Origin of the sequence: Streptomyces sp. NPDC058000, from assembly GCF_042886435.1 — a bacterium.
Taxonomy (GTDB): Bacteria; Actinomycetota; Actinomycetes; order Streptomycetales; family Streptomycetaceae; genus Streptomyces.
The window spans coordinates 20,105-32,468 of the sequence record NZ_JBHVQS010000027.1 but is presented as its reverse complement, the minus strand read 5'-3'; the positions used below and the strand labels follow the sequence as shown (position 1 = coordinate 32,468).

The following is a 12,364-nucleotide window of genomic DNA, read 5'->3' as shown; positions in this document are numbered from 1 at the left end:
TCGGCCATGGACATCACCATTCACCTCAGCTCCCTCCCGCACGACGACCCGGACGCCTCCCTGGCCTTCTACCGCGACATCCTCGGCTTCGAGGTCCGCAACGATGTCGGCCAGGGCAAGATGCGCTGGATCACCGTCGGCCCCGCCGGCCAGCCCGACACCTCCATCCTCCTGGCGCCGCCGGCCGCCGACCCCGGCATCACCGACGACGAGCGCCGCACCATCGCCGAGATGATGGCCAAGGGCACCTACGGCTGGATCCTGCTGGCCACCCGGAACCTCGACGACACCTTCGAGAAGGTGCAGGCCAGCGACGCCGAGGTCGTCCAGGAGCCGACCGAGCAGCCGTACGGCGTCCGCGACTGCGCCTTCCGTGACCCGGCCGGCAATCTGATCCGGATCCAGGAACTGAGCTGAGCCGTCCCGCGATCACGGCGATGACCTGACCCTCCGCCGCGCACACCGGCCGAGGCCCGGATGCGCCGGCCACGCCGACCCGCTGGTTCCGTAGTCACCTCGCACCGCCGCCAGGCCCGGCGCGAGGTGAACCAGCCGCCCGACCGGTCCCTGCCACGCCCCCGGAGACCGCGCGGGCGGCCCCGCGCAACGCACAGATGGAGAGACGAAGAGCATGGCCAAGAGGACGGACCCGCGGACGCCCGCGCGGCACGCTGCTGACAGCCACGATCTGATCCGCGTGCACGGTGCGCGCGAGAACAACCTCAAGGACGTCAGCATCGAGCTCCCCAAGCGCCGGCTGTCGGTGTTCACCGGAGTCTCCGGCTCGGGCAAGAGCTCGCTGGTGTTCGACACGATCGCCGCGGAGTCGCAGCGGCTGATCAACGAGACCTACAGCGCCTTCGTGCAGGGCTTCATGCCGACCCTGGCGCGGCCCGAGGTCGACGTCCTCGAAGGACTGACCACCGTGATCAGCGTCGACCAGCAGCGGATGGGTGCCGACCCCCGCTCGACGGTCGGCACCGCCACCGATGCCAACGCCATGCTGCGCATCCTCTTCAGCCGGCTCGGGAAGCCGCACATCGGCCCGCCCAGCGCGTACGCCTTCAACGTCCCCTCGGTCCGGGCGGCCGGCGCGATCACCGTCGAGCGCGGAAACAAGAAGGCGGTCAAGGCGACCTTCAACCGCACCGGCGGCATGTGCCCGCGCTGCGAGGGCCGCGGCTCGGTCACCGATCTCGACCTCACTCAGCTCTACGACGACGCCAAGTCGCTCGCCGAGGGCGCGCTCACCATCCCCGGCTACAAGGCGGGCGGCTGGAACTACCGGCTCTACAGCGAATCGGGCTTCTTCGACCCGGACAAGCCGATCCGCAAGTACACCAAGAAGGAACTGCACGACTTCCTCCACCGCGAGCCGACCAGGATGAAGATCGCGGGCATCAACATGACCTACGAGGGTCTGGTCCCGCGGATCCAGAAGTCGATGCTCGCCAAGGACAAGGAGGCGATGCAGCCGCACATCCGGGTGTTCGTGGAGCGGGCGGTCGCCTTCACCACCTGCCCCGAGTGCGAAGGCACCCGGCTCAGCGAGGGCGCCCGGGCCTCGAAGATCAAGCGGATCAGCATCGCGGACGCCTGCGCGATGGAGATCAGGGACCTGGCCGCCTGGGTCCGCGGCCTCAAGGAGCCGTCGGCGGCGTCGCTGCTCACGGCGCTCCAGCACACCCTGGAGTCGTTCGTGGAGATCGGCCTCGGCTATCTCTCGCTCGACCGGCCCGCGGGCACGCTGTCCGGTGGCGAGGCGCAGCGCGTCAAGATGATCCGCCACCTCGGCTCCTCGCTCACCGACACCACGTACGTCTTCGACGAGCCGACCACCGGCCTGCACCCGCACGACATCCAGCGGATGAACGACCTGCTGCTGCGGCTGCGCGACAAGGGCAACACCGTGCTCGTCGTGGAGCACAAGCCGGAGACCATCACGATCGCCGACCACGTCGTCGACCTCGGCCCCGGCGCCGGTTCGGGCGGCGGCAGCGTCTGCTTCGAGGGCACCGTCGAGGCGCTGCGGAAGAGCGACACCGTCACCGGCCGCCACTTCGACGACCGCGCCACCCTCAAGGAGACGGTGCGCACGCCCACCGGCACGTTGGAGATCCGCGGTGCCTCGGCGCACAACCTGCGCAACGTCGACGTCGATATCCCGCTCGGGGTGCTCGCCGTCGTCACGGGCGTCGCCGGCTCCGGCAAGAGCTCGCTCGTGCACGGTTCGATCCCGGCCGGCGAGGGGGTCGTCTCGGTCGACCAGAGCCCCATCCGCGGCTCCCGGCGCAGCAACCCGGCGACGTACACCGGACTGCTCGACCCGATCCGCAAGGCGTTCGCCAAGGCGAACGACGTGAAGCCGGCCCTGTTCAGCGCCAACTCCGAGGGTGCCTGCCCGACGTGCAACGGCGCCGGGGTCATCTACACCGACCTGGCGATGATGGCCGGGGTCGCCACCACCTGCGAGGACTGCGAGGGCAAGCGGTTCGACGCGTCGGTCCTCGAATACCACCTTGGCGGCCGCGACATCAGCGAGGTGTTGGAGATGTCGGTGGCCGAGGCCGAGGAGTTCTTCGGCGACGGTGCGGCGCGCACCCCGGCCGCGCACAGGATCGTCGAGCGGCTCGCCGACGTCGGGCTCGGCTACCTCAAGCTCGGTCAGCCGCTCACCACACTGTCCGGCGGCGAGCGGCAGCGCCTGAAGCTGGCCACACACATGGCCGAGAAGGGCGGCGTATACGTCCTCGACGAGCCGACCGCCGGCCTGCACCTCGCCGACGTCGAGCACCTGCTCGGCCTGCTCGACCGGCTCGTCGACGCCGGCAAGTCGGTGATCGTGGTCGAGCACCACCAGGCGGTCATGGCACACGCCGACTGGATCATCGACCTCGGCCCCGGCCCAGGCCACGACGGCGGCACGGTCGTTTTCGAGGGCACGCCCACGGACCTCGTCACCGCCCGCTCGACCCTCACCGGCGAGCACCTCGCGGAGTACGTGGGCGCCTGACACCAGGTACTCCTCCAGCTAGTCCACTCTCGTCCAGTCCTCTCGTGTCTCTCGTGCGGCTTCCCTGCCTCGAAAAATACCCCCCCGGGTACTCGTGCTACCTTCGAAACATACCCCGGGGGGTAATTTTCCACGAATGGGAGCAGCGCATGTTCTTCGTCGACACGATCGAGGTGGCCGGGCTCGGCAACCGCAGCTATCTGGCCGGGGGCCAGCGGACCGCGGTGGCGGTCGACCCGCCCCGTGACATCGACCGGGTGATAGCGGCGGCGGCACGGCGCGGGGTGCGGATATCCCACGTGGTCGAGACGCACGTCCACAACGACTACGTCACGGGCGGCCTGGCGCTGGCCCGCATCACGGGCGCCGCCTACCTCGTCCCCGCCGCGGCCCGGGTCTCCTACGAGCGCGTGCCCGTGCACGACGGCGACCGCCGCGAGGTCGACACCACGGCCGGCCTGACCCTGCGTGCACTGGCGACACCCGGCCACACCCCGCACCACACCTCCTACGCACTGGAGGAGAACGGCACGGCCGTCGCGGTGTTCACCGGCGGCTCGCTGCTGATCGGCACCGTAGGCCGGCCCGACCTGGTCGAACCACGGCTGACGGAAGAACTGGCCCGGGCCCAGCACGCCTCCGCACACCGTCTGGCCGACGAACTGCCGGACGATACGGCGGTGCTGCCCACGCACGGATTCGGCAGCTTCTGCTCGTCCGGCCAGGCGCAGGGCGAGTCCACCACGATCGGCAAGGAGAAGACCTCCAACGAGGCGCTCACCCGTGACGTCGACGGCTTCGTCGCCGCCCTGCTGGCCGTCCTGGACGACGTTCCCGCGTACTACGCGCACATGAGTCCCGCCAACGCGGCGGGACCCGCGCCGGTCGACCTGAGCCCGCCCACCGTCGCGGACGCCGAGGAGATCGCCGCCCGGCTGGCCGCCGGGGAATGGGTGGTGGACCTGCGCAACCGGGTCGCCTTCGCCGAAGGGCACGTGGCGGGTTCGTTCAACTTCGAGGCCGAGGGGCAGCTCGCCACCTACCTGGCCTGGCTGATCCCGTGGGGCAAGCCGGTGACCCTGCTCGCCGAGTCGCCTGAGCAACTCGCCGCAGCCCAGCGGGAGTTGGTACGGGTCGGCATCGACCGTCCGGCCGCCGCGGCCACCGGGGAGCCGTCGGACTGGGCACGCAGGGGCGAGGCCCTCGCCTCCTTCCCGCGCGCCACGTTCGCCGATCTCGCGAAGCACCACAAGGACGGCGTGGTCGTCCTCGATGTGCGTCGGGACGCCGAACGGGCGGCGTCGGGCCACGTGGAGGGCTCGGTTCACCTCCCCGTCCACCTGCTGCACCGCCGCCTCCACGAGGTTCCCCGAGGACAGGTGTGGGTGCACTGCGCCGGCGGCATGCGGGCCGCCATCGCCGCCTCCCTGCTGGATGCGGCGGGGCGCGACGTCGTCGCCGTCGACGACGGTTTCGACTCGGCCGAGAAGGCCGGGCTTCCCATCCGCAGGCACTGATGGCAGCCGCCGCAGATCACCGACCGGGAAAGCGAACAGGAACGAGAATCACCATGAGCCTGTCCGGACGTAGCCGAGGCGGCGCGGCGCGGGTGACCGCGCAGGAGGCCGCCGCCCGCACCGGGCCCACGCACGCCGCCGACAACACCGTGTCCGCTGAGCTGCTCGATGTGCGCGAGCCCTACCGGGCTGACGTGTTGGGCGGCAGGTGGCCGAGGGCCTGGGCGGGGTTGCCGGTCGTGGACTGGCGGGGCGGGAACGGGGCCGTCGCGTGAGCGCAGCGATACTCGCCCTGATCACCGGCGCCGTCATCGGTCTGGCGCTCGGAGCGCTCGGGGGCGGTGGGAGCGTGCTGGCCGTCCCCGCCCTGATCTACCTGCTCGGCTTCCCGCCCGTCGCCGCCGCCACCGCCAGCCTGGTCATCGTCACCGTCACGTCCGCCACCGCCCTGTTCGCGCACGCCCGCGACGGGCACGTCGTCTGGCGTACGGGGCTGCTGTTCGCGGCCACCGGAATCGTTCCGGCGATGCTGGGCGGCGCACTCGCCGGGCGCCTCCCGCCAGCCGTGCTGACCGTGGCCTTCGCCGCGGTCGCGGCCGCTGCCGCGATCCGCATGCTCAAGCCCCGCAACTCCTCGGCGGGCACCGTTCGGGTACGGCCGGGCCGCGCGGCGGCGGCCGGCGTCGGACTGGGCGCGGTCACCGGCGTCCTCGGCGTCGGCGGGGGCTTCCTCGCCGTTCCCGCGCTGGTCAACGTCCTCGGCATGCGGATGCGGGCGGCCGTGGGCACCAGCCTGCTGGTGATCACCGTCAACTCGCTGGCAGCGCTGGCGATGCGTACCGGTGCGGCCGACAGCCTGGACTGGGCCGTCATAGGGCCGTTCGCCGGGGCGGCGATCCTGGGTGCCTGGGACGGCAAACGCCTGGCGGCGAAACTGTCCGGGCACACCCTTCAACGGGTGTTCGCCCTGGTCTTGTTGGCGGTGGCCGGGGGCATGTTGCTGGACGCGGTGGTGTGATGACCACACGCTGGGAATGCCTTACGCCAGCGACAGGAACAGTTTCTCCAACCGCGCGCGCATCGCCTCGCTGTCCTCACCGTTCTTACGGCCCGATTCGATGTCGGCCACGCACTGCTGTAGACCGGTGGCGATGATCGCGAAACCGGCCCGGTCGAGTGCCCGCGAGGCGGCGGCCAGCTGTGTGACGACGTCCTCGCAGTCCCGTCCTTCCTCGATCATCCGGATCACGCCGGAGATCTGCCCCTGCGCGCGCCGCAGCCGGTTCAGCACGGCCTTCAGGGACGCGCCTTCAAGATCCAGTTCCACGATCACTCCTCGAAAATACCCCTAGGGGTACTGTACGTCCCGGTTCGGGACGGCGGCGACAAACAAGGATCACATCTGCCATGACCACTCCCCTCACCTTCGACATCGACCAGGCCCACGCCCGGCTGCACGACCTCACCATCATCGACGTACGCACTCCCGGCGAATACGCCTCCGGCCATCTGCCCGGCGCCCTCAACATCCCCCTGGGCCAGATCCACCAGGCGTTGCCCGAAATGCGGCACGCGGCCGACCGTGGCGACGTCCTCGTGGTGTGCGCCTCCGGCGCCCGCTCGGAGAAGGTCTGCAAGCTCCTCGCGGAGCAGGGCATCCCGACCGCCACCCTCGGCGGCGGCACCCACGCGTGGGCGGCCGAAGGGCACGACCTGCACGAGCCCGTCGCGTGCGACACCCGCGCCGGCTGGAGCATGGAGCGTCAGGTGCGTTTCGCCGCAGGCACGCTCGTACTCCTGGGACTGCTCCTGGGGCTGCTCGTGCACCCGGCCTTCCAGATCCTCTCCGCAGCCATCGCGGGCGGCCTCGTCTTCTCCGCGCTCACCGACACCTGCGGTATGGCCGTCATGCTGGCCAAGCTGCCGCACAACCGTCCCCGCCCGGCCGACCTCGCCATGACGCTCGCCACTTTGCGCCGCAGCTGACCACCGCCCTGACGGGTGCCCGGTCGACGTCGATCTCCGCTGGCCGGGCGGGTATCCGTTCCGGCCTCCGGCGCCGCGACGCCGTCCATCCCACCCGGCCTCGGAATCATCGGCATAGCGGCATAGCGGCATAGCGGCACCGGGGCGCCGGCTCGGATCACTGGGTGGAGAGCTTGTGGACGGTGGTGTCGTCGGGGGTCAGCGGTCGCCCGTCCGCGGACAGCACTTCCAGTGCGCGGAGGCGATGGCCTTGTCGGCGGTCGACCAACTGTGAGTGCGGTTCGCCGGGGGCGAAGAAGTTCTGTTCGCCCCACTGCCGCAGCGCCACGATGACGGGGAAGAGCGCCTTGCCCTTCGGAGTCAGTACGTACTCGCGGTAGGCGCTGCCGTCCGAGGCGGGGACGGATTCGAGGACACCGCCGGCGACCAGGGTGCGCAGGCGCGCAGTGAGGATGTTCTTCGCCACGCCGAGGCTGCGCTGGAACTCCCCGAAGCGCCGGCTTCCGTCGAAGGCGTCCCGCACGATCAGCAGGGACCACCAGTCGCCGATCGCGTCCACCGACCGGGCGACGGGGCATTCGCTGTCGTCGAAGCGCGTCCTGGTCACCATGGCGTCCCTCACTCTCACAACGGTTGCAACATGCTACCAAAAAAGTTAGCGTCGCTGCTGGTAGCAAGATGAAACCAGATATACGGAGGAGTGCTGATGCCCAGCAACGGTGAGGCTGCGACAACACGACGGACCGGGGCCCGAAGCAGGGAAGGTTCCGCGTTCGCCCTGTCCCGCGGCGTCGTCATCCTGTTCGCCGTCGCCTGCGGAGCCGCGGTGGCCAACGTCTACTTCTCCCAGCCGCTCCTGGTGACCATGGGGCACGACCTCGCCATGAGCCCGGCCCTGGTCGGCAGCGTGGTCACCCTCACGCACGTCGGATACGGACTGGGGCTCTTCTTCCTCGTGCCGCTGGGCGACGTGGTGGACCGCCGACGGCTCATCGTGGCCCAGTTACTGCTCCTGGTGGTGGCGCTGGTCGCGGTGGCCGCCGCCCACACCGCGGCGATCCTGCTCGCGAGCATGGCCGCGACGGGGCTGCTCGCGGTCGTCACGCAGACGCTGGTGGCCTTCGCCGCGTCACTGGCCCCGCCCGCCGGGCGCGGACGGGTCGTCGGCCTGGTCACCAGCGGCGTGGTCATCGGAATCCTGCTCGCCCGCACCGCGTCCGGCCTCATGGCCGACCTCGCGGGCTGGCGCTCCGTCTACCTCGCCTCGGCGTCGCTCACCGCTCTGCTCGCCCTGGTCCTGTACCGAGTGCTGCCGCGCCACAGTCACGCTGCGCCGACAACCCTGCGCTACGGACAGCTCCTGCGCTCCACGATCACCCTGTTCGCACGGGAACGACTGCTGCGGCTCAGGGCCCTGTTCGGTCTGCTGATCTTCGCCGCCTTCAGCACCCTGTGGAGCAGCATCGCGCTACCGCTCAGCGAGGCCCCGTACTTCCTGCCCCACAGCGCGATCGGGGCGCTGGGGCTGATCGGTGTCGCCGGCGCCCTGGCCGCGACCTTGGCGGGCCGCCTGAACGACCGCGGACTCTCCCGGCGGACCACCGGCATCGCCCTGGCGCTGCTCGCCGTCTCGTGGTTGCCCTTGGCCTTCACCCGCAGCTCGCTCTGGGCCCTGGTCGTCGGGGTGATCCTCCTCGACCTCGCCGTGCAGGCGGTCCACGTCACCAACCAGACCCTGATCTACGCGCTGCACCCGGACGCGGGCAGCCGACTGATCGGCGGATACATGGTCTTCTACTCGATCGGCAGCGCCACCGGCGCCATCGCCGCGACCTCCCTCTACACGGTGGCCGGCTGGGGCGCCGTATGTGCACTGGGCGCCGCGTTCAGCTGCCTGGGGCTCGTACTGTGGGCGTTCACTCGACACAGCAACCCGGACCCCACCACCCAGCCCCCCACCACCGGCCTTCGATGACGAACGCTCGACCTTCACAGCGAGAGGTCACCAGGCCACCGACCGAGGTTGTTCCGTGGCTATTGCGGTTCCCTGCCGTACGGGGCGCTCTCGTCGGGTACCTCCGCGTCTCAACGCAGGGACAGTTGCTCGACTGCCAGATCCACCCGATGTCCAACTCATGCTCGGTCACGTGCAGTTGACCACGACACAGCTTTACCGAACGCGTCGTGAGGAGGTGGTGATCCGGCGGCTGCCGGCCCACCATGCCGGGCAGTCACGGCAGGCAGACGCCCGTATCGCACCGCCTCCGGCAGTCGACCACCGGCCGGAAAGTCTCGATGTGCTGTTCGGAACCGGCGCCCGGTGACCATCACCTCGTCGGCTGTCAGGGGGTGGTTGGAAGATTCAGGGCTCTTCCAGCCGCTCGTGTGCTGGCCGCCCAGACGAGGCAGAGCAGGAGGGCCAGGGCGGCACCCACCGTGCACACCCCGTTCCAGCCGGCGTAGGCATGGGCCGCTCCGGCCAGCGCGGAACCGACTGCGCCTCCGATGAAGTAGCACGTCATGTAGGCGGAGGTGATGCGGCCGCGTGCGTCAGGGCGCAGCGCGTAGATCAGTGACTGGTTGGTGATGTGCACCCCTTGGTGGGCGAGGTCCAGCACCACGATCCCGATGATCAGCGCGGCGAGGAGATGTGCGCCGAGGACGAGGGCCAACCATGAGCCGAGCAGGAGCAGCGCGCTGGTGACCGTGGTCAGTGTGGTGCGGCCGCGGTCGGCCAGACGTCCGGCTGCCTGGGCGGCGATCGCGCCTGCCGCGCCGGCCAGTCCCAGCAGGCCGATCTCGCTGTCCGACCAGCGATAGCCGGGCCCGGACAGGAGAAAGGCCAGGGAGGTCCACAGCACGCTGAAGCAGGCGAATGCCAGCATGCCGATGGCCGAGCGGGTGCGGAGTACCGGTTCCTCGATCAGCAAGCGGCCGGTGGAGCGGAGTAGTTGCCCGTAGCGCAGGCCGGCGCCGCCCCGGTATTGCGGGAGTACCCGGTGCAGCGTTGCGGTCAGGACGAGCATCACGGACGCGGCGACCCAGTACACGGTGCGCCATCCGCCGAAGGAGGCGAGTGCTCCCGAGGCGGTGCGGGCCAGCAGCATGCCGAGGACCAGTCCGCTCATTACCGTGCCCACGGTCCGGCCGCGTTGTTCCGGCAGGGCCAGGTCCGCGGCGAACGGCACCAGGATCTGAGCGGTGACCGACAGGAGGCCGGTCAAGGTGGTGCCGGCCAGCAGGAGTGCCGTGTTGGGTGCGCTCGCCGTCAGCGCGAGGGAGAACGCCGTGGTCAGGGTCAGCGCGCACACCAACCGGCGTCGTTCGAGTAGATCGCCCAGCGGCAGCACGAGGACCAATCCGAGGACGTATCCCACCTGGGCGGCGGTGACCACGAGCGATGCGGATGCCGACGACAGGTGCAGATCGTGGGCGATGGTGTCCAGCAGCGGCTGGGCGTAGTAGTTGCTGGCGACGCACAGTCCGACGGCCACGGACATCACCAGGAGGGTGCGGCGCCCTGGAGTACTCCCGCTGCTGGCGCCAACCTCCTTATTGGACGCGGTAGTTCCATCAGGTGGGGGAGCGGGGGAGGAGTGGTGCGGGCTTGCGGAGGACGAGGATGCCACGGGCGGGGCTCTCCCTTCCAGCAGTCTCGCCCGCGGGCCTTGATGCAGTCCCGATCGAGCCGCTGATCGCAGCTGAGGCGGCAGGCAAGTTGGCAGGCGAGTTGGCAGGTGGGTTGAAAGGTGGGTTGGCATGTGGGTTGGCATGTGGGTTGGCATGTGGGTTGGTGAGTGGGTCGGGGAGTGGGTCGGGGAGTGGGTTCTGTGCCCGTTCATGCTGTCCACCCTGGCGGAATGAGTCCAACAGATAGTTGTCATGCGGGACATCTCGAATCAAGATGCCTGGATGGAACTCCGCCAGCTCACCTACGCCGTTGCGGTCGCCGACACCGGCAGCTTCACGCGCGCCGCGCACCGCTGTTTCGTCGTGCAGTCCGCGCTCAGTCACCAAATCGCCCGGCTTGAGGAGGAGTTGGGCACCCGTCTGTTTGAGCGCAGCAGTCGTGGGGTCCAGGTCACGGCGGCCGGTGAGGTGTTCCTGGAACCGGCCCGCGAAGCCTTGGCCGCGGTGGAACGGGCCCACAGCGAAGTGGTCGCGCTCGGGAGCCAACTCCGCGGCACGCTGAACATCGGCACCATCACTCCACTCACCGCAGTGGACCTGCCCGACCTGCTGGCCACCTACCAGGAGCGGCATCCGGCGGTACGTGTCACCTTGCGCACCCGACTGGTCAGCGACCTGCTGGAACAGGTTCGTGACCACACCTGCGACCTCGTGTTCGTCGACGTCGACGCGCCGGAACCCCCGCGCGGACTGGCCGCACGTCCCCTCGCGCACGAGGACCTGGTCGCCATCGTTGCGGCCGACCATCCCTTGGCCGGGGCCGCCGAGGTCGCCCCGACCCAACTGGCCGACGGCAACATGGTCGACATGCCGGCGGGTTCGGGAATCCGCCGCCACAACGACGCCGCGTTCGCCGCGGCCGGCGTCACCCGCAAGGTCGCCTTCGAGGCCGACGCCATGACACTGCTGGAACCCCTCGTGGCCCGCGGCCTGGGCACCGCGCTGGTTTCCGCCGCCTCCGCCGCGCGCATGCCCACCGTGCGCAGCGTGCGCCTGACTGGCGTGCCTCCCCGCGTGATTCAGGCACTGTGGAAGACCTCCGGGGCCTCACCGGCTGCCCGGGCCTTCGTTGGCCTTCTCCACGAACGGACACCGACTGTCGTTGCTGGGCAGGGCGGCCATCCTTGAGTGGGCGCCGGCGGGGCGTGCGCAGCTCTCTGTGCGTCAAGGGGGAGGAAAGGCCCTGAGCGAGCTCGTCCTCGGCTGCATGTGAGGCGGCAGGAGCCTGACCTCTTCACCGCACCGGTGCGTCGCCGCAGGGTGTCTGGGACACCGGCCGATGAGTTGGGGAGGCTGCTTCGGTCGGGAACGGAACGCGTTCGCCAGGCGCCTGGACGGTGGGTCCGGTGTAGCTGCTCCCGTCACGCTGATCTGGGACGATGTTGACTTCGCGCGCCGATGTTGACTTCGCGAGCCGGACACTGGCGGGTGCGGGAGCTGAGTCGAGAGCGGCCGGCGACGCCGCGGGCGCCGAACCTTGCATGGTGCCGAGGTGCTTGGTTGCGGGAGAAGCACGATGTCCCCGCCGGTGCCGGCATGGCATCGACGGGGACTCAGGGCGCGAGGCCGAGACCCGTGGGTGTGCGGTGCGGGTCGGGTGCTGCCGGCGCGGGTGCTGTGGAGACCGGTTGAGGGGCTTGTTGCTGCGGCGCGGTCCCGTGGACGTGGGTGCCGATCCAGTAGCCGACCAGCAGGCCGAGAACGAGCAGGACCTTGTGCCGGTTGGCCTTCCAGCCGGTGGGTCGAGCGGGCTGTGTGAGCACGCCCAGGACGGTCGGGGTCTGTTTCGCCAAAGTCATCTCCTGTCGGTTGGTGGTGGGTTGGCTGGGCAGCCTGTCCTGCCCTCGGAATTGGCTGGTGCGGTTTGTCGGGAGCGAGGGGGAGGCCAGTGCTGTGGCGGTTGGGCTTACTTCGGAGGTGCGGCGGGCCCGGGGTGGGGCGGTGGCCCACCCTGCGACGGAGGCGGGGCATCCCACGCGGCCCGGATCGTGCGGGCGTCGGCGCTGTGGGAGAAGCTGCCGATGAGGCCAATGAGGTGGGTGAGGCCGACGAGGCGGGTGATGTGTCAGTGGGAGCAGACGGTGGGGCCGCTGACGGCGCGAAGTCGTACGTGGGCAGTGAGATAGGTGCGGATCGACTGGTCGATGACGGCCCAGAG

12 protein-coding genes and 1 pseudogene are annotated in these 12,364 nt (G+C 70.0%); 8 read left to right on the top strand and 5 right to left on the bottom strand.

Annotated elements, in window-relative coordinates; translation table 11 throughout:
* Positions 1-6: 6 nt before the first annotated feature.
* The 5 genes from ACFVT2_RS24410 to ACFVT2_RS24390 all read left to right on the top strand — a co-directional run bounded on the left by ACFVT2_RS24410 (position 7) and on the right by ACFVT2_RS24390 (position 5,548).
* Positions 7-417: a VOC family protein gene (locus ACFVT2_RS24410; protein ID WP_390021329.1), complete on the top strand. Its 411-nt coding sequence runs from the start codon at positions 7-9 to the stop codon at positions 415-417.
* Between the two features lie 214 nt (positions 418-631).
* A complete protein-coding gene (locus tag ACFVT2_RS24405; protein WP_390021328.1) occupies positions 632-3,013 on the top strand; it encodes an ATP-binding cassette domain-containing protein in 2,382 nt (793 codons plus the stop codon).
* A 149-nt stretch (positions 3,014-3,162) separates the two neighbouring features.
* Positions 3,163-4,530, top strand: coding sequence for a rhodanese-like domain-containing protein (locus tag ACFVT2_RS24400; protein ID WP_390021327.1), 1,368 nt, complete (start codon positions 3,163-3,165; stop codon positions 4,528-4,530).
* Positions 4,531-4,583: 53 nt separating this feature from the next.
* Positions 4,584-4,805, top strand: a complete 222-nt coding sequence (locus tag ACFVT2_RS24395; RefSeq protein WP_390021326.1) for a hypothetical protein — start codon at positions 4,584-4,586, stop codon at positions 4,803-4,805.
* Entirely contained in the window at positions 4,802-5,548 is a 747-nt protein-coding gene (locus ACFVT2_RS24390) for a sulfite exporter TauE/SafE family protein (RefSeq protein ID WP_390021325.1), read from the top strand. The genes ACFVT2_RS24395 and ACFVT2_RS24390 overlap by 4 nt, the downstream gene beginning before the upstream one ends.
* Before the next feature lie 21 nt (positions 5,549-5,569).
* On the opposite strand, the gene ACFVT2_RS24385 is transcribed toward ACFVT2_RS24390, so the two are convergent.
* The gene (locus ACFVT2_RS24385) at positions 5,570-5,857 is read right to left on the bottom strand and encodes a metal-sensitive transcriptional regulator (protein ID WP_390021429.1); all 288 of its coding nucleotides are present in this window, start codon (positions 5,855-5,857) and stop codon (positions 5,570-5,572) included.
* An 80-nt stretch (positions 5,858-5,937) separates the two neighbouring features.
* Here ACFVT2_RS24385 and ACFVT2_RS24380 point away from each other — a divergent pair, with 80 nt between their 5' ends.
* Entirely contained in the window at positions 5,938-6,516 is a 579-nt protein-coding gene (locus tag ACFVT2_RS24380; protein ID WP_390021323.1) for a rhodanese-like domain-containing protein, read from the top strand.
* Positions 6,517-6,673: 157 nt separating this feature from the next.
* Here the strand turns inward: ACFVT2_RS24380 and ACFVT2_RS24375 are convergent, their stop codons facing one another.
* Positions 6,674-7,126, bottom strand: coding sequence for a winged helix-turn-helix transcriptional regulator (locus ACFVT2_RS24375; RefSeq protein WP_390021322.1), 453 nt, complete (start codon positions 7,124-7,126; stop codon positions 6,674-6,676).
* Between the two features lie 96 nt (positions 7,127-7,222).
* On the opposite strand from ACFVT2_RS24375, the gene ACFVT2_RS24370 reads away from it, so the two are divergent.
* Complete coding sequence (locus ACFVT2_RS24370) at positions 7,223-8,491, top strand: MFS transporter (protein WP_390021321.1); 1,269 nt, start codon at positions 7,223-7,225, stop codon at positions 8,489-8,491.
* Between the two features lie 367 nt (positions 8,492-8,858).
* Here ACFVT2_RS24370 and ACFVT2_RS24365 read toward each other — a convergent pair whose 3' ends face one another.
* Both ACFVT2_RS24365 and ACFVT2_RS24360 read right to left on the bottom strand, forming a co-directional pair.
* The gene (locus tag ACFVT2_RS24365) at positions 8,859-10,016 is read right to left on the bottom strand and encodes an MFS transporter (RefSeq protein ID WP_390021320.1); all 1,158 of its coding nucleotides are present in this window, start codon (positions 10,014-10,016) and stop codon (positions 8,859-8,861) included.
* Positions 10,016-10,333 (bottom strand): annotated as a pseudogene (locus ACFVT2_RS24360) (PT domain-containing protein); the annotation flags it as partial. The gene ACFVT2_RS24365 and the pseudogene ACFVT2_RS24360, both read right to left, overlap by 1 nt.
* 95 nt (positions 10,334-10,428) lie before the next feature.
* Between ACFVT2_RS24360 and ACFVT2_RS24355 the strand changes: the two are divergent.
* On the top strand, positions 10,429-11,334 hold the full coding sequence (locus ACFVT2_RS24355) for a LysR family transcriptional regulator (protein ID WP_390021318.1): 906 nt from the start codon (positions 10,429-10,431) through the stop codon (positions 11,332-11,334).
* Between the two features lie 425 nt (positions 11,335-11,759).
* Here the strand turns inward: ACFVT2_RS24355 and ACFVT2_RS24350 are convergent, their stop codons facing one another.
* The gene (locus ACFVT2_RS24350) at positions 11,760-11,999 is read right to left on the bottom strand and encodes a hypothetical protein (protein ID WP_390021316.1); all 240 of its coding nucleotides are present in this window, start codon (positions 11,997-11,999) and stop codon (positions 11,760-11,762) included.
* Positions 12,000-12,364 lie beyond the last annotated feature (365 nt).